Below are 16292 nucleotides of genomic sequence, written 5' to 3'. Positions count from 1 at the left end.
TGCCGACCTCGGCGTCCAGGTTGGTGGTCTTGGCCCGGTACGCCATCTTCACCGCCACCTCGTAGCCGTACTTCTTCGCCAGCTCCTCCTGCACCTTGGCCGAGTCCACGCCGAAGAGCGTGTCCTCGTGCATGATGCCCAGGGTCCGGATCTTCACGCCGCGGCGCTTCTCGAGGTCCTTCATGAAGTCGAACATCGCCACGCTGAAGTGCCCGTCGTGGGGCGAGGTGCGGAAGAACCACTTGAAGCCCCGCTCGGTGAGCCCCGGCGACGAGGACTCGGCGTTCATGTAGGGCACGCCGTAGCGCTCGGCCACCTGGCTGGCGGTGGCGGTGACGCTGGAGAAGTACGCGCCGAAGAGCGCGTGCACCTTCTCCTGGGTGATGAGGCGCTCGGCCTCGGCCTGGCCCACGTCGGGCTTGCCCTGATGATCCACGACGACGATCCGGATCCTGGCGCCGCCGAGTCCGGGCAGCCCCGCCGTCTTGCCCAGGGGCAGGTTCAGCGTCGAGCCTCCGGCATTGATGATCTCGCTGGCGAGCTTGACGGCGTTCACCGAGTCGATGCCCACCTGGGCCACGGGGCCGGAGAGCGGGTAGAGCACGCCGATGACGACCTCCCTGGGCGCCTGGGCCGGAGCCTCGGACACGATCGACAGCGCGAGGAGCACGGGTGCGAAGAGAGCCATGAGCCTGGTCAGCATGGGCAGGTGACCTCCTGCGGTGGTTGCCTCGGCATTCGATGCATGGGTCCGTGCCGCGTCATGGGGCATGTGCGTCGGCGTGACCTCGGTGACGGCAGCCAGAGTCTAGCACGGGGCGTGCTATAAGAGCCAGGTGACGCGGGACGAGATCCGCCGCATGCTCCCCCTCCAGGCGGGGGCGATTCTGGGCCCCATGACCGGGACGGGCGTGGTGACACTGGGCCCGGTACTGGCTGATCTCTACCGGATGTCCATCGGGACCGTGGGGCTCGTCATCACCGCGTACATGGTTCCCTTCGCGCTCGTCCAGCTCTTCTCCGGCTCCATCGCGCAGATCATCACGGGCCGGCGGACGGCGGCCGTCGGCTTCGCCATCTTCGCCGCCGGCTCGCTCGGGTGCGCGGCGGCGCCGGCCTTTCCGCTGCTGCTCGCGTTCCGTGTCCTCCAGGGCGTCGGGGCCGCGTTCCTCTTTCCGGTCCTCATGGCGCTGGTCGCCGAGGTGGTGGCGCCGCCGCGCCTCGGGCGCGCCATCGGCGCCTTCGGAGCGACGCAGACGCTCGGGCTCGCACTCGGTCCGCTCCTGGCCGGGCTCTTCGAGGTGTATCTCGGCTGGCGCTGGTTCTTCGTCTGGCTCGCGGCCTCTGCCATCGCCGCCGCCACGGCGTTTCTCATCCTGTTCCGCGGGGAGCGCGACGCGGCGCGTGACGAGGGGGGCGTGCTCCAGCTCACGCTCACGGTGCTCGGCAAGCCCGCCGTCGTCCTCCTCTCGTTGGCGGCGGCCGGGCTCTTCTTCGCCATGATCGGCGCCTACATGTACCTCGCAGCATGGCTCAAGGCCGTGCCCCGGCTCTCCGAGGATCGCATGGGCATCGTCCTCGCGGTGGCGGGTGCCGTGGGGATCCCCGCCTCGGCCGTCGCGGGAGGCTGGGTAGACCGCTTCGGGCGCCGGGCCGTGGCCATCGCCGGCCTCGCCGGCTACATCACGGCGCTGCTGGCCCTGGCCGCGCTGCCCTACTCGTTCTGGGGCACGCTCGCCCTCGCGGCGTGGTTCGGCTGGACGGGCGCCGTGGCATGGGCCGGGCTCAACACGCTGGCGGTGGAGATCGATCCCGCGCTGCGCAAGCCCGTCGCCTCGATCTACAACGCCTTCCGCTTCCTCGGCTACTCCCTGGCGCCGCCCGTCCTCGGCCTCGTCTACGGCGCGGGGAATCTGGCCGGCGTTCTCGTCGTGAGCGCGCTGGTCGTGGCTTTCGCCGCCGCGCTCGTCGCCGCGCTCAGGCTGCCGCGCCGCAACTTCCCCTGAGGGAGCGACCTCGCCTCCGGCCGTAGGCTCCCGCGCATCCTCCGCCCTGACCCTTGCTCGTCACCGGCGAGATCAGCGGCTGAGGTCGAGAGGAGGGCCCACCGGCCCGTGTCGCGAGCCGAGGCGCGCCGGCGGGGGCGCCCCGAGGCGCCGGAGAAACTCGAGGTAGTCATCGAGCCGTACCGGTCGCGCGACCCGGGCCCGTCGCAGGGCCGCCACGTCATCGGCGGTGGTCGGGAGGTCGTCGTCGAGCGTCAGGAGGTCAGCGGAGCCGCTTGATCTCAAGATACCGCTCCAGAAGCCCGCTCCGTTCGAAGTACGAGCGGATCGCCTCTTCGTCGATGTCCGGCAGGCCCAGGAGGAATTGGATGTCAGCCATCTCCTGGAGAGTCCGCGAGGGGTCGTTCTTCATGGCGTGGATCTTCATCGCCGCGAGATGCTCCGGGCGTGGCACCGGCACGGTCTGCTCCCCGAGGCGCAGCATCGTCCCGCCACCGCTGAACAGGAGACGGCTCGTCTCTCCCCTCACGTACACGAAATCCACCCGCCCGAGGTCGGGATGCGGATGGAGATGGTTGGAGTAGCCCGGCGATCGGTGAAGCGTCTCGTACCCGAGGGGTTCGTGGCAACCATGCCGCGCTCCTTCGCGCGCCTGGCGAAAACATGGGCCCCAGAGGGAGGCGCCGGCGAAACCGGCCAGGACTGGCGAGGTCTCGGCGAGCGGGTCGGCCGCTGCCGCGCCGCAACGTCCCCTGAGGCGGGCGGGGGCCGCTCAGACGTGGTGCGGAAGAAGCCCTCGATCATCGCGTTCACCTGCTCGGGCGCTTCAGGACTCCCCTCTCCTGGCTGCGGCGATCTTCCGGTCGCGATCGCTCGCCAGCCTCTCCTTGTCGCGCCGGAGATCCTCGGTCAGCCTGTCGACCTCCTCCTGGGTCCCGGCCTGGTGCAGCGCGGCCTGGTGGAGGATCTCCAGCTCGGCGACCTTCGCTTCGTAGAACTGGCGGGCCTCGGCGATGGCAGCCTTCTGCGCGTCGGTGAGCGGCCGCTCGGCGACGCCGGCCTCCCTGTCCTTCTGCCGGAGCCGCTCCATCGCCAGCTCGAACGCGGTCTTCGGGGCGTCGTCGGCCATCAGCCCGCAGTGTAGCAGAGGTCCTCTCCCACGCGCGCGGCGGGGCTGCGCGAGGGCGGCTCGCGCAGGTGGGGCTGGCCCCGGGGGGCTCGGGGGAGAGCCAGAGGCCGAGGCGGAGCCTGGCGCCGTCAGCCGCGCCGGAAGCCTCCTTCGTCAAGCCTGCGGCGCCGGCACGGAAGGCGTTCGTGTCGCGTGGCCCTCGAGCCGTAGGCTCCCGCGCGTCCTCCGCCCTGACCGGCGCCGGGCGACGGCGGAATGCGTGCCCACGACGGGCGGGAGCGTTCGCCTGCGGTCTCGCGTAGTCTAGCGGCACTGGCAGTCCTGGCCGAACCACCCCTGACTGTGCAGCGAGCATGGCGAGGGCGAGGGCCCCGGAGGCCTCCCCCATTCAACGTGAGGTTCATGCATCATGACGAAGAGGAAGGCGACTCCAAGAAAGGCCCTGAAGGCGACCGTGTATACGTACACCGTGCTCTTCGAGCCCGCCGCCGAGGGCGGGTACACCGTGACCGTGCCGATGCTGCCCGGGGTCATCACGGAGGGCGATACCCTCGAGGAAGCGCGGGCGCGCGCCACGGATGCCATCCGTGGACACATCACGGTCCTGCGAAAGTGCCGACAACCCATTCCGGAGGAGCGAGCGACCCCGCTTCGCCGCCCGATCACGGAGCGCCTGCGAATCGCCGTGCCCGTGTGACCGTCGCGCTCGCATCCGGAGAGCGCTGTCGATCCATTCGCTGCGCCATACCTTCGGGACGCTGCTCTATCGTGCCACGAAGGACCTCGTGCTCGTCAGCCGCGCGCTGGGCCACCGCGACGTCAGAAGCACACAGCGATACGCCCACCTGGATGATCGCCGGCTCGCCCGGGCCGTGAATGGACTCTGGTAGCTCGCTCCCCTGCCGGCAGTTCCCAACACAGGCCGAGGGCTGACCGCCTGTAGAGGAAGCCGAGTCCTCGCTGCCGCAGGACTGCGAGGTCCGCGCGGGAGGGTCAGGCGAGAACCTCCCGGAACGGCGTCTGGACGGTGCAACGGCATGTCTCCCGAATGGCTCGCCGAGTGCCGTCGTTGTCGGGTAGCATGACTCCTGACCGAGCGGAGCGCATGAGCCACCCCGACAGGAACGACGGGGAGCACCACGGCGGGCCCGGGAGCACGGGAGCCCCGACACGCGGGCACGTCCACGGCCCGATCGATCCCACCAGCGCATCGACGGACCGCGGGCTCTGGGCGGTGAAGTGGTCCTTCATCGGTCTCCTGCTCACCGCGCTCCTCCAGGCCGCGGTCGTCGCGGTCTCGGGGAGCATCGCGCTCCTCGCCGACACCATCCACAATGTCGCCGACGCGGCGACCGCCATCCCGCTCGCGATCGCGTTCACCCTCGCTCGGCGTCAGCCGACCCGCCGCTTCCCGTACGGGCTCGGCCGTGTCGAGGACCTGGCCGGCATCGCCATCGTCGCCACGATTCTCGCCAGTGCCATCGCGGCGGCCTGGGAGTCGGTCGCACGCCTCCTGCAACCCCAGCGGATCGAGGTGCTCTGGGCCGTCATGGTCGCGTCCGTGGTGGGCTTTCTGGGCAATGAGGCGGTGGCCGTCTTCCGCATCCGCATCGGCCGCCAGATCGGGAGCGCCGCGCTGGTGGCCGACGGCTACCACGCCCGGGCCGACGGGCTGACGAGCCTCGCCGTCCTGGGCGGCGCCGTCGGCGTCTGGGCCGGGTTTCCGCGCGCGGATGCGCTCGCGGGCCTCGCCATCTCCGCCGCGATCCTCTGGCTGGTGGGCCAGTCGGGGCGCATGATCCTCGTCCGGATGCTCGATGGCGTCGAGCCCGGGATCCTCGAGGCGATCGCCCACGGCGCCCGCCACGTCCGCCAGGTCGAGGACGTGACCGACATCCGCGCCCGCTGGATCGGCCATCGTCTCCACGCCGAGGTGAACATCACCGTCGCCCGCGGGCCGTCTCTCGCGGAGGCCCACGCCATCGCCAAGGACGTGCGCCACGAGCTCCTTCACCACCTGCCTCACCTCGGATCCGTCATCGTGCATGTGGACCCCGCCGAAGAAGGGGGTGAAGGCCACCATCGGATCTCCGAGCACGAGCACGACGGGCTCCCGGGACACTCCCACCCCTGAACGCCGGCTCCCGACGCGTGAGCCAGCCGGCCCGCAGCTGTGAGGCCGTGGCTGCTCGGTCCCGGCTTCGCTACGGCCTCGTCAAGTTCAACAAGAGGACTGCCCCATGGAGACCATCTGGCTCGAGCTGGTCCTGATTGGCGTTGCCATCCTCGCCAACGGGTTCTTCGCGGGCTCCGAGATCGCGCTCGTCTCCTCACGCATCAGCCGCCTGGCCCAGCTCCGCCAGGAGGCCGCGACGGGCGCTGCGAAGGCCATGAGCCTCAAGGAGCGCCCCGAGGCGTTCCTCGCGACGATCCAGATCGCGATCACCGCGGTGGGAACCCTCGCGTCGGCCGTGGGCGGCGCGACAGCGATCGAGGCACTCACCCCCTGGCTCGCGGGCCTCGGCCTGCCGGGGGCCACTGAGTGGGCCGAGCCGGTCGCGCTCGGGGTCGTCGTCCTCCTCATCACGTATGTCTCCCTCGTGATCGGCGAGCTCGCGCCCAAGGCGGTCGCTCTCAGGAATCCGGAACGTATCGCCTGCCTGGTCGCTCCCGCCATCGTCTGGTTGAACCGTGTCTCCTCTGCCGTGGTCCGCGCGCTCACCGCGTCCACGAACGCGGTCCTGCGTGTGCTCGGGCAGAGCTCGGCCAAGGAGTCGCCGTTCATCTCGGAGGAGGAGGTACGCTACCTCGTCCGGCAGGGTGCCGCGAAGGGCATCTTCGAGAAGCTCGAGGAGGAGCTCGTCCACAACGTCTTCGAGTTTGCCGACACGACCGTGCGCGAGATCATGACGCCCCGGCCCCACATCCAGGGGCTCGACATGGCCACGCCGGCCGAGGAGGTGCTCCAGCGAGCCGTGGCGATCGGCCACTCCAGGATCCCCGTCTACCGTGACTCGGTCGAACAGCCGGTCGGCATCATCGTCATCAAGGACCTCCTCCGCGCGGCCGCCCAGGGCGCGCCCTTCTCGTTGCCGGACCTCCTTCGTCCGCCGCTCTTCATCCCGGAGACCGCCCGCATCAGCTTCCTCCTCCGGGAGTTCCAGCGGCACCACCAGAGCCTCGCCCTCGTCGTCGACGAGTATGGCGGCGTCGTGGGCCTCGTGACGCTCGAAGACGTGATCGAGGAGATCGTCGGGGAGATCCGCGAGGAGGGTGAGGCCGGGGCGCCTCCCTTCGCCCGTCGTATGCCGGACGGGTCCTACATCCTGGACGGCTTCGCGCCCACCCGTGACGTGCGCGCGCAGCTCGCCCTCCCCGTCGAGGAGTCTTCCGACTACCAGACCGTCGCCGGGTTCCTCATCCACCGCCTTGGCGCCATCCCGAAGCCCGGCGCGTCCGTCGCGGGCGGCGGCTATCGCTGGACCGTGGTTGACATGGAGGGCCCCAAGATCACCAAGGTCAAGGTCGAACGTGAGCCGCGCTAGCCAGGACGCTCCTCGCCTGGCCGCGGCGATCCTTCGGTCGCGATCGCTCGCCAGCCTCTCCTTGTCGCGCCTGAGATCCTCGGCCAGCTGCGCGGTGACCCGGCCCGAGGCTGAGCTTGACGCGCGGGACGACCTGGTGCTACCTCTTCATTGCACCAGACCAACCTACCAGCCCACCGGGGACGGGAAGTGGGCGGCCATCGACCCGGCGGACATCGGCGCGATGGCCGTCAAGGCGCTCACCCAGCCCGGTCACGAGGGGAAGGCGTACACGCTGACCGGCCCGGAGTCACTGAGCGCGGCCCAGTACGCGGCCATACTCTCCCGGGTCCTTGGACGTCCGGTGAGATTCGTGGATGTGCCGCCCGAGGCGGCGCGCGACAGTCTGCGCCAGTCGGGCATGCCGGAGGCGTATGTCGACGCGGTGCTCGACCTCCTCGCCTTCATGAAGGCCAACAAGGCGGATGGGGTGTTCGGGGTCGAGACGATGGAGAAGGGGCTGGGGCGCAAGGCGGGCACCTTCGAGGCGTGGGCCCGCCGCCACGCCGCCGCGTTCCGGTAGGCTCCCGGCCCCGGCGGGGTCCCCCGGCGAGACCTCGCCGGCGCGTCAACCCGGGCCGCCCCCCGCCTGGAGCAACTCCCGGCGCCGCGCCACCAGGTCCACGGACCTCACCTGCGGACCGCTCCCCCACACGCCGCGAGCGGGCGGGCCAGCTGCCCCAGAGGCGGCAGGCTCGCGGAGGCCTGGGTCAGCTCGCCGGGCGACGCCGGGCTCGGCGGGCGGACAGCAGGCCGACCCCCGCGAGGCCAGCCCCGAGGAGCAGGGCGGGAGCCGGCCCCGGAACTCGCGGCTGCTGCTGACTCGCCGTGATCGACTTGATCTTGAAGTAGTCGAAGACGCTGTCATGGCCCGAAGCGCCAGGGTCCACGTCGGCGGCGATGATCAGCACGTTCCCGCCATTGCTGAGAGAGCCGAGGTTCACCGCGTAGGGGTTGCTCGGGGAATTGACCGCCGTGAAGGAGAAGCTCTGGTGGCTGCCGCCAAACAGGGAGTCGAGCCGGGCCACGTCTGTGTTGTTGCTGTTGGCGGCAAGATTGTCCCGGAGGGACACTGCGAGGGCGCTGTGGTCGCCGGCGCCAGCGTCCGCATAGTTGCCGGCCCAGGCGGAGATGTCGCCATCGTGGTCTGGATTGCTCCCCTGGTTGTGGAAGAGGTTCATCGTCATGCTCTCGGCGTCCATCGGCTTGTCGAAGAGGAAGACGACGAAGTTGAGCCGGTTGCGGTTGTCCACGGTGTGACTGTTGCTGCCGCCGCTCCCCTCGTCCTGGTCGGTGACACCGAGCCCACCGGAATACTGGCCCAGCTCCGCCGTCCGGAGCTCGGTGTTGCTGCTGCCGCCCGTCTTGCCGAAGCTCATCACCTTGACGGTGTTTCCGCTCGCCGTGAAGGTCCGGATATTCCCGTCGCCGTTGCTGTCGGCGCAGCAGCTGGTCCCCGACGGACTGGCCAGGTTCCACTCCACCGAGATGGCGTCGGCCTGGCTCGGCGCGAGCCCGATGGCCAGCGCGATGGACAGGCCGACGGCAGTTATCGCTCCTCGCGCCCTGATGTGACTCGGCATGCGTGCCTCCTCATGGTGCAGATCAATGCCCGCAGATCGAGATGAGCACTATCTGTGCCATCCACGAATCATCCAGTCTTTCGATGTGTTCCAGGACTGACAGGGGCGGAGGCAGCCGGCGTCGGCAAGAGGAGCTGACGTTTCCGGGAGGTCGCACCCCCCGGAATGGGAAGCGCCGATGGGCTCCGTCCCCTTCGCCGACGAATGCGACGGGGATTTCGGAAATTCTTGCGTGATGCCTGCCGCATGCCATGCATCAATGGGCAAGCTCTGTGGCACCGCGCATCCCTTGCTGTCAGCTTTTCCGACGCTGAGGCGGCTCGCATGCCCTTCAGGGGATGCGCGAGGCGGTTGGCATGCCCTCTGCACACCTCACGATCATGCGCCTGAGCAAGGGAGCTCTCCTGTGTGTCTTGCTGGTCCTCGGGGGCCTCGCGCTGGGCGAGGCCGGCTGCGCTCGCGATCCCGAGAGGCTCAGGCAGTACCACCTCGAGCGGGGCACCCGCTTCCTCTCCGAGGGCAAGCTCAACGAGGCGGTCATCGAGCTGCGCAACGCCCTTCGCTTCGACCAGCGCGAGGTCCGCGCGTTGCGCGCTCTGGGTCAGGCGTATCTCGCCAAGGCGTGGTACGCGGACGCCGCGCGCGAGCTGCGCCGGGCAGTGGAGGTCGACCCGGCCTCCACCCCCACGCGGCTCCTTCTCGCCCGCTCGTACCTGGCCCTCGAGTTCTGGCCCGAGGCCCGCGCCCAGGGGGAGCTGATCCAGGAGCGTGAGCCTGGCAGTCCCCACGCATTGTTCCTCATCGGGGCGGCGGCAGCGGGGACGGGGGACCTCGGGACCGCCGTGCCGATGCTCCGGGACGCGGTGGCCCGAGCGCCGGAGGCCGCCGAGATCCACCAGGCGCTCGGCGACGCCCTCACGCGCCAGGGCGATGTCCAGGCAGGGCGGAGGTCCTATGAAGCTGCGCTGGCCCTGCAGCCCGACAACGTGGACGCCCTCCTCGGCATCGGGGCGCTTCTCCTCCTGGAGCGGCGGCTGGACGAGACGGAGACAATGCTGCTGCGGGCCCGCGCGCTCCAGCCTGACAGCGCGAGCGTCCGGCTCGCGCTGTACACCCTCCGCGCCATCCAGGATCGGGAAGCCGAGGCGCTGGCCGAGCTGGAGGCCCTGCCCGAGGCGGGATGGTCGCCCCGCTTCGAGCTGGTCCTGGGCGAGACCTACGTGCGCACGGGACGCTATGGCCGCGCCGCCGAGGTGCTGGGGCGGCTCGTGCGCCAGTTCCCCACCCTCACCCCCGCGCGGTACTGGTTCGGCTACGCGAGCCTCGGCGAGAAGAAACCCGAGCGGGCGGTGGAGGCCTTCCAGCGCGTGGCCAGCGAGATGCCCGAGCACCCCGCGACACATTATGGCCTCGCCTCCGCCTATATACACGCGGGCAAGCCCCGAGAGGCCCTGGCCGAGCTGGGGCAGGTTGCCCGCACCCTGGAGCGCACGCCGGACTACCATCTTCAGCGCGCCCGGGCGCTCCGGCTGCTCGACAGGCTCGACGAGGCCCAGCGGGCGGCGGAGACGGCTCGTCAGATGGCGCCCGGCGAACACGACGCCTACGCCGTTCTCGGCCAGATCTTCGCCGCCCGGAAGGATCTCGCGAAGGCCACGGAGATGTACGGCAAGGCGATCGAGCTCCAGCCCAAGGATCCCGGGCTACATCTCACCCTCGGCCAGCTGCTGACCCTCCAGAACCGGCCCGCCGACGCGCTCCGGGCCTTCGACCGCGCCATGGCGCAGAACCCGCGGCACGAGCCTTCCGTGAACGCCAAGGTGGCCGTGCTGGTGGAGCACGGTCGCATCGACGAGGCCCTCGCCCTCGTCGCCGACCTCGCCAGGCGCGACCCGACCCAGCCGCAATGGCCGACGCTGGCCGGCGGCCTCTACTCACGCCGGGGCGACGCGGCTCGCGCGGAGGCGGAGTACCGGCGCGCGCTCACGCTCTCGGAGCACCATGTTCCCGCCCGGTTCAACCTCGCGCGGGTGCTTCTCAGCCAGCGCAAGGAGACCGAGGCCATGCCGCACCTCCAGCACATCCTCGACAAGGATCCCGGGCACGTCGCCTCGGCCACGGTGGCCGGCCGCCTCTTCGTGAAGCAGGGGCGCTACGATCGGGCCGGCACCGTCCTCGAGGCCGCGGTGCGTGCCAATCCCGGTCACCCCGACCTCGCGCTCCAGCTCGCCGGCCTCAATCTCGCCCGGGGCTGGGTGAATGAGGCGGTGAAGGGGCTCGTCCAGCTGGTGGAGGCCCGGCCAGACCTGCTCGCCGCCCGCACGCTCCTCGGCGTGGCGCATCTCCAGCGCGGTGAGGTGCGCGACGCCATCGCGCACTTCGAGCGGGTCAACGCAGCGAATCCGCGCCTGGCCAACAACCACTATCACCTCGGCCGGGCACGTTTTCTCCAGGGCGACGCTGCGGGCGCCCGGCAGAGCTACGAGGAGGCCCTCCGCCTCGAGCCCCGCCTGGCCGAGGCCCGGCTGGAGCTGGCCCTCGTGACCAGCGCGGGCGGCAGCGAGGCGGCGGTGGCCACGCGCATCCAGGACCTCACGGCGGCGCTCGCCCGTGACCCGACCAACGTGCCACTGCGTTTCTCCCTGGCCACCGCCTATCTCGGAGCCCGGCGCTTCAAGGAGGGCGAAGCCGAGCTCAAGCGGGTCCTCGACGCGAGCTCGGGCTTCGCGGGAGCCTATCAGCATCTCGCCCTGTTGCGGCGGATGGAGGGCCGTCTCGACGAGGCGGCCGAGCAGCTCCAGATGGTGACCAAGCTCAACCCCGAGCACCTTGGGGCCCGGCTCCTCCTCGCCGACTACTTCGAGGAGCGCGGCAACCGGGAGTCGGCGGCGACCCAGCTCGAGCAGGTGCTGCGGGCGACCCCCCAGCGTCACAACGCTCGCGTCCGGCTCGCCGCCCTCTACGGCGAGATGGGCCGCCTGGAGGACGGGATCACTCAGGCCCGCTCCGTGGTCACCGCCCAGCCCAAGAGCGCGGCCGCGCGCTTCGTCCTCGGAACTGTCCTCCTCAAGCGCGGCGACCTCGCCGGCGCCCGCCAGTCGCTGGAAGCCGCGGTGGCCCTCGATCCCAAGCTGGGGTCGGCTCACCTGGCGCTCGGCAACGTCCTCGAGCGCACCGGCGACGCCGAGCGCGCCCTCGACGCCTACCGCCGGGCGCTCGCGCTCATGCCGGACAGCCCCCTGGCCATGAACAACGTCGCCTGGCGCCTGGCCGTACACGGCCGCGGCCTGGACGAGGCCCTCCAGCTTTCGCAGCGGGCGGCGGCCCTGGCCGACCGCGGACCGGCACCGACGCGGAAGAGCCTCAGGCCGCCGCTCCTGCACACCGTGGGATTCGTGCGCTACCAGCGGGGCGAATATCCCCAGGCGTTGCAGGCCCTGCAGGAGGCCGTGGAGCTGGGAGGCGCCAATCCGCTATTCCACTACCACCTGGGGATGACGCTGCGCCGGCTGGGACGGAACACAGAGGCCGCCTCGTCGATCCGCCGCGCCCTCATCCGCGCCGAGGGCCTGGAGGCCGAGCAGCTCAGGGAGGCCCGCCGGCTTCTTCTCGAGCTGGGCGGATAGGCCGGTCGGCGTCCGCCTCTGACCCGGAGACCCCCCCGTGTCACGGCCCGTCTCCCGCGGACCCCGTCGGCGCCGGCGCCCGGCGCGCCCCGCCGGATCACCAGCTGGCGACACCGACCTCCTGGCGCGGGTCCCGTACTTCGCCTCCCTGGGTGCGGGAGAGCTACGCCAGCTCGCGACCCGATGCGCCGCCCGAACGTTCCGCCTCGATACCGCCCTCTTCGAGGAGGGCGAGCCCTGCCACGGTCTCTTCATCATCGCCGAGGGCGCCGTCGAGGTGCGGCAGGTCTCGCTGCGCGGCCGCGAACAGGTGTTCCACACCGAAGGGCCCGGGGCGACGCTCGGTGAGGGGCCACTGTTCGACCGCGGGGGGTACATCGCCTCGGCGGTCGCCACGGAGCCAACGCGCGCCCTCTTTCTCCGGCGCGCCGACCTCCTCGATCTCTGCCGACGGCATCCTCGTGTTGCCCTTGCGATCCTGGAGACGCTTGCGCGGCGGCTGCGCCACTTTGCCGAGATGGTGAGCGACTTGGCGTTCCGGCCCATCCCCGAGCGCCTGGCCCGCTACCTCGATGCCGTTCCTCGACGATCGGGAAGCACGGGGACCGAGATCGAGCTCACGCTGACTCATGCTCAGCTGGCCGCGAGGCTCGGCACGGTGCGCGAGCTGATCGCCCGGGCCTTCCTCCAGCTGGAGCAAAGCGGCGCCATCATACGGAAACGCGGCCGGGTGGTGCTCCGCGATCCCGCTCGGCTCGCCAGGCTCGCCCTCGGGGAGCCGTCAGCCCCTATTCCTGCGCCTGTGACTTAAGTCATCGCCTGCCTGCCTCGGCCTCCGCCATGATCGCTGGTGGAGAGACGAGCGCCACCCGACTGGGCACCGAACGCGGCCAGGTGGCGTGCCGGCGTGCCATCGGCACTGCCGCTGGGCTCTCGCCCTCTCACTCCAAGGAGGTGGCAATGAAGGCGACCATCCCCACGGAACAGGCTCAGGGCAGGGATCAGCGGGCGGACGCGGGTGCGGGCCGGCGCCTCGCGGCACGGGGCGCGATCGTCCTTTCCTTTGTCGTCGCCCTCGAGATCGTGATCATGATCAGCCCGTTCGCGCTCTTCTTCTACGCGGTCTTCAACCCGGTCCTCCTGGCGCTCGATCGCTCCCCGGCAACACGCTGGCTCACCGCGTTCTTCCTCCCCCACATGGTCATCTCACCGGATCCGGCCTTGAGCGCCATCCGGGTGGTCGGGTCCGTGGCGTTCATGGTGGGCGCCGCCGTCTTCTTCGCCTGCGCCGTGCAGGTCTACGCGGGCAAGCTCCTCCGGACGGGGCCCGCGACACGGGGCCTCTACGCGGTGATCCGCCACCCGCAGTACCTCGCCCTCGCCGTGTCGGGGTTCGGCCTCGCCATCCTGTGGCCGCGGTTCCTCACGCTCGTGCTCCTCGCCGTCATGCTGTTCCTCTACTACCTGCTCGCGAGGGACGAGGAGCGGCGCATGCTCGCCCGCTTCGGCGACGGCTACCGCGCCTTCATGGAGCGGACGGGGATGTTCTTCCCGCGCCTGGCGGGGAGCCGGCCGCCGCGGCCCGCGTCCCCGCGGCACCTCACGGTCGGCCGGGGGCTCGCGATCCTCGTGGCCCTGCTCGTGATCGGTGTCGGTGCCGGCTTCGGGGCGCGCGCCTATACCGTCCGTCATCTGCCGCTGGGGTCCGTCGGGCCGGTGGACGTCATCGCCGTCACGCCCGAGGACCTGACGGCCGCCCGGGAGGTCCTGCCCGAGGTGCTCAAGGAGCCTGCCGTCGCCGCGAAGCTCGCCGGCTCGCGCGATCAGCCGGGCCGCGTCCTCGCGTACTTCGTCCCGATCGACTACACGATGCAGGGCATGATCGCGGACACCGGGGAAGCGTGGAAGCTGTTCGCGCGGCACGCCACGATTCCCATGATCACGGACTTCGTGCTCCATCCCGTGGCGCATCTCGTGGAAGGGCATGGCCATCCGGGTGCCACGGGCCACGGGTTCGCCATGCACGAGAGCCCCACGCTCAAGCGCCGGGTCATCTTCGTCGACGTGTCCGCGCGCGGCCGGACTCTCGCCTCGCCGGTGGACGACTTCAGGATCGCCGTCACGAGGCGGCCACTCTTCTTCATTGACGTGCACCTGCACACCGGGGAGGTCCTGGCGATCCGGGACACGCCGCCGGGAAGCGGCTGGGGGACCGTCCCGACGCCGGTGTTCTGACAGAGATGCCAGGGACCACGATCCACGGCAGGGCGGCCATGATCGCATCCCCCAGGGACCGCAGGGAGAGCCGTGGGGCGCCGGCGCCCCGCTCGGGACAACGGTGCGCCAGGTGCGCATGCGCCGCCATCTCGAAGTATTCGATTTTGCGCGGATGCTTGGTTCTGGCCGGTGCGGTACGCCGCTTGCGTGATGTTACTGATGGTCCGATCCGAAGATGCCGCAACGGATGAAGAGAGGAGACGTCCCATGAAACGACTTGTCGCCGCATCCTTGAGTCTCGCGCTCGTCACGTTCGTCACTGTCCCCGCGGCTCGCGCTGCCGAGCAATGCCCGCCGGAGGTGGCGAAGGCCACCGCTGCGCTCAAGAGCGCCCAGGCCTCCCTGAAGAAGAATCCCCGGGCGGCCAGAGTCCAGCAGGACATCCAGGCCCCACGCGCCCAGGCGGGCGCCAAATCTCAAGAGATCCAGGCGCCTCGCGGCCAGCAGGACGTCCAGGCGCCCCGAAGCCAGGAGGTCCAGGCCCCCCGCAGTCAACAGGACATCCAAGCCCCTCGGAGTCAGGACGTCCAGGCGCCGCGGAGTCAGGAGGTCCAGGCTCCACGCGGCCAGCAGGACATCCAGGCGCCACGGGTGAAGAATGCTGCCGCCCTGGTCCGCCAGGCCCAGGCAGCGTGCAAGAAGGGTGATGTGGCAACCGCGGCCACGAAGGCGCGGGAAGCGATGGCCCTCCTCAGCAAGTAGGGCGGCGACGCGGCCGGGGCGGGGAGATGGCTGGTGGCGCTGGCCGTCTCCCGGTCTCTCGCCCGTCACGGTCGAGGCTCGGCAGAGCACATCCCCTCGGTCGAGTCTCCGTCGTCACAGCCGGGCTCACCTGCGCCTGTGACTTAAGTCATCGCCTGTCCGCCTCGTCTCTCGGCATGCTGAAGGTGACCACGAGGACGCCGGACGATCCGAAGGCCGTGGCGGCCGTGTTCGCCACCGCGGAGCTGCCGAGCGCGGAGATCGCCGCCCTCGCGATGCGGCTGCGGCGAGGCGCGACGCCCGTCAGTGGCACGCGGTTGGCGTTTGCCAGGGCGAGCGCCGAGCGGGTATGATCTGGTCATACCCGTAAGGAGGGTGAGCGCAATGGCACGCAGCCGCGTCGCAGTCACGATCTCGATTCCTCCACAGCTTGCGAACGAGTACGACCGGCTTGCCCGGGCGACCGCCAAGAACCGGAGCCAGCTGTTCCGGGAGATGTTCGCGCTCTATCGCCAGAGCCAGGACGAGGAGGTGTTCCGGGCGCTCCAGCGCTACGGCCGGCGCAAGGCTCGCGAGCGCGGCATCCTGACCGAGCGCGATGTCGAGCGCCTGGTCTTCGAGGGCCGATGAGTGCGGGTGGTGTTCGACACCAATGTATTCGTCTCCGCCCTGGTCGTTCCCGGGAGCCTGAGCGAGGAGGCATGCCGCCGTGCGCTCGCGCGCGAGTTCCGGCTCGTCACTTCGGTCGCCATCCTCACCGAGCTCGCGGGGAGGCTCCGCAGCAAGTTCGGCTGGGACAACGCGCCGACTGCTCGGGCGGTCAAGGCCATCGCACGGGTAGCCGAGGTGGTCAAGACGACACCGCATCTGGAGATTGCCCGCGATCCGCCCGATAACCGGATCCTCGAGTGCGCCGGGGAAGGGGCCGCCGACCTCATCGTGACCGGTGACCGTCACCTCCTGAAGCTCAGGCGATTCGGCCGGACTGGAATCGTCAGGGTCTCGACCTTCCTGCACACGCTGGGCTGAGCGTCCCATCACGTCGACGCACCTGGCCTTCAGCCGGCGCCACCGCACGCCCGAACTTGGCGCGATCCACGCCACGCCCGGCGTCGGCCGCCCGCCGGCCCCACCCCGCGGACCCCGTTAGTGACGGCTATGCTCAGGAGCAGCAGCCGCGGAGCCGACATGAGCGCGCGGGCGATGTCCAGCATCTGCTGTTCGCCGCCCGAGAGCGTGCCGCCGTGTGATTTCCCAGAAGCATTCCCCCACGTAGCAGGCTGATTCTCAGAACCTTTCCCCCAGGGGTTTCTCAAAACCTTTCCGCCACCCGGGGCCCGGCGGCCAAGCTGGGCCGTGGTTACTTCCTCGCCAGGAGGTGGTCA

The 16292-nt window shown here is 70.4% G+C and carries 18 protein-coding genes and 1 pseudogene; 14 read left to right on the top strand and 5 right to left on the bottom strand.

Translation table 11 applies throughout. The annotated features are described in order from the left end of the window. Positions 1 to 703, bottom strand: a 703-nt coding sequence (locus HYV93_23000) for an ABC transporter substrate-binding protein (protein MBI2528837.1), incomplete at its 3' end; no start/stop codon positions are given. Between the two features lie 133 nt (positions 704 to 836). Here HYV93_23000 and HYV93_22995 point away from each other — a divergent pair. Further along, on the top strand, positions 837 to 2006 hold the full coding sequence (locus tag HYV93_22995) for an MFS transporter (GenBank protein MBI2528836.1): 1170 nt from the start codon (positions 837 to 839) through the stop codon (positions 2004 to 2006). A gap of 108 nt (positions 2007 to 2114) precedes the next feature. Continuing rightward, positions 2115 to 2285: a hypothetical protein gene (locus tag HYV93_22990; protein MBI2528835.1), complete on the top strand. Its 171-nt coding sequence runs from the start codon at positions 2115 to 2117 to the stop codon at positions 2283 to 2285. Here HYV93_22990 and HYV93_22985 read toward each other — a convergent pair. Together HYV93_22985 and HYV93_22980 are read right to left on the bottom strand one after the other, a co-directional pair. Next, positions 2269 to 2550 carry a hypothetical protein gene (locus HYV93_22985; protein ID MBI2528834.1) on the bottom strand — a complete coding sequence of 94 codons (282 nt, stop codon included), beginning with the start codon at positions 2548 to 2550 and terminating at the stop codon, positions 2269 to 2271. The genes HYV93_22990 and HYV93_22985 overlap by 17 nt on opposite strands. A 282-nt stretch (positions 2551 to 2832) precedes the next feature. After that, the gene (locus HYV93_22980) at positions 2833 to 3135 is read right to left on the bottom strand and encodes a hypothetical protein (protein MBI2528833.1); all 303 of its coding nucleotides are present in this window, start codon (positions 3133 to 3135) and stop codon (positions 2833 to 2835) included. Between the two features lie 409 nt (positions 3136 to 3544). On the opposite strand from HYV93_22980, the gene HYV93_22975 reads away from it, so the two are divergent. The 5 genes from HYV93_22975 to HYV93_22955 all read left to right on the top strand — a co-directional run bounded on the left by HYV93_22975 (position 3545) and on the right by HYV93_22955 (position 7242). Next, positions 3545 to 3832, top strand: a complete 288-nt coding sequence (locus HYV93_22975; protein MBI2528832.1) for a type II toxin-antitoxin system HicB family antitoxin — start codon at positions 3545 to 3547, stop codon at positions 3830 to 3832. Beyond that, the gene (locus tag HYV93_22970; protein ID MBI2528831.1) at positions 3723 to 4025 is read left to right on the top strand and encodes a tyrosine-type recombinase/integrase; all 303 of its coding nucleotides are present in this window, start codon (positions 3723 to 3725) and stop codon (positions 4023 to 4025) included. Before HYV93_22975 ends, HYV93_22970 begins: the two co-directional genes overlap by 110 nt. A 158-nt stretch (positions 4026 to 4183) precedes the next feature. Next, entirely contained in the window at positions 4184 to 5269 is a 1086-nt protein-coding gene (locus HYV93_22965) for a cation transporter (protein MBI2528830.1), read from the top strand. 106 nt (positions 5270 to 5375) lie between these two features. Next, complete coding sequence (locus HYV93_22960) at positions 5376 to 6680, top strand: HlyC/CorC family transporter (protein MBI2528829.1); 1305 nt, start codon at positions 5376 to 5378, stop codon at positions 6678 to 6680. Positions 6681 to 6816: 136 nt separating this feature from the next. After that, positions 6817 to 7242: a hypothetical protein gene (locus HYV93_22955; GenBank protein ID MBI2528828.1), complete on the top strand. Its 426-nt coding sequence runs from the start codon at positions 6817 to 6819 to the stop codon at positions 7240 to 7242. A 187-nt stretch (positions 7243 to 7429) separates the two neighbouring features. On the opposite strand, the gene HYV93_22950 is transcribed toward HYV93_22955, so the two are convergent. Further along, positions 7430 to 8302 (bottom strand): hypothetical protein, encoded by an 873-nt coding sequence (locus HYV93_22950; GenBank protein ID MBI2528827.1) that lies wholly within the window; start codon positions 8300 to 8302, stop codon positions 7430 to 7432. A gap of 356 nt (positions 8303 to 8658) precedes the next feature. Between HYV93_22950 and HYV93_22945 the strand changes: the two genes are divergently transcribed. From HYV93_22945 to HYV93_22915, 7 genes are all read left to right on the top strand, one after another. Continuing rightward, a complete protein-coding gene (locus HYV93_22945; GenBank protein MBI2528826.1) occupies positions 8659 to 11928 on the top strand; it encodes a tetratricopeptide repeat protein in 3270 nt (1089 codons plus the stop codon). Between the two features lie 37 nt (positions 11929 to 11965). Next, positions 11966 to 12739 carry a Crp/Fnr family transcriptional regulator gene (locus HYV93_22940; protein ID MBI2528825.1) on the top strand — a complete coding sequence of 258 codons (774 nt, stop codon included), beginning with the start codon at positions 11966 to 11968 and terminating at the stop codon, positions 12737 to 12739. A 149-nt stretch (positions 12740 to 12888) separates the two neighbouring features. Next, positions 12889 to 14163 (top strand): isoprenylcysteine carboxylmethyltransferase family protein, encoded by a 1275-nt coding sequence (locus HYV93_22935; protein ID MBI2528824.1) that lies wholly within the window; start codon positions 12889 to 12891, stop codon positions 14161 to 14163. Between the two features lie 249 nt (positions 14164 to 14412). Beyond that, on the top strand, positions 14413 to 14907 hold the full coding sequence (locus tag HYV93_22930) for a hypothetical protein (GenBank protein MBI2528823.1): 495 nt from the start codon (positions 14413 to 14415) through the stop codon (positions 14905 to 14907). A 185-nt stretch (positions 14908 to 15092) separates the two neighbouring features. Continuing rightward, positions 15093 to 15260 (top strand): hypothetical protein, encoded by a 168-nt coding sequence (locus HYV93_22925; protein MBI2528822.1) that lies wholly within the window; start codon positions 15093 to 15095, stop codon positions 15258 to 15260. Between the two features lie 31 nt (positions 15261 to 15291). Beyond that, positions 15292 to 15537, top strand: a complete 246-nt coding sequence (locus tag HYV93_22920; GenBank protein MBI2528821.1) for a ribbon-helix-helix protein, CopG family — start codon at positions 15292 to 15294, stop codon at positions 15535 to 15537. Further along, entirely contained in the window at positions 15538 to 15936 is a 399-nt protein-coding gene (locus tag HYV93_22915; GenBank protein MBI2528820.1) for a putative toxin-antitoxin system toxin component, PIN family, read from the top strand. Positions 15937 to 16070: 134 nt separating this feature from the next. Here the strand turns inward: HYV93_22915 and HYV93_22910 are convergent. After that, positions 16071 to 16151, bottom strand: a pseudogene (locus tag HYV93_22910) (ATP-binding cassette domain-containing protein). Positions 16152 to 16292 lie beyond the last annotated feature (141 nt).

The organism is Candidatus Rokuibacteriota bacterium (assembly GCA_016188005.1).
In the GTDB taxonomy this organism is placed as follows: Bacteria; Methylomirabilota; Methylomirabilia; order Rokubacteriales; family CSP1-6; genus UBA12499.
Note: the sequence above shows the minus strand (reverse complement) of the source record. Positions and strands in the feature narration are given on the sequence as shown.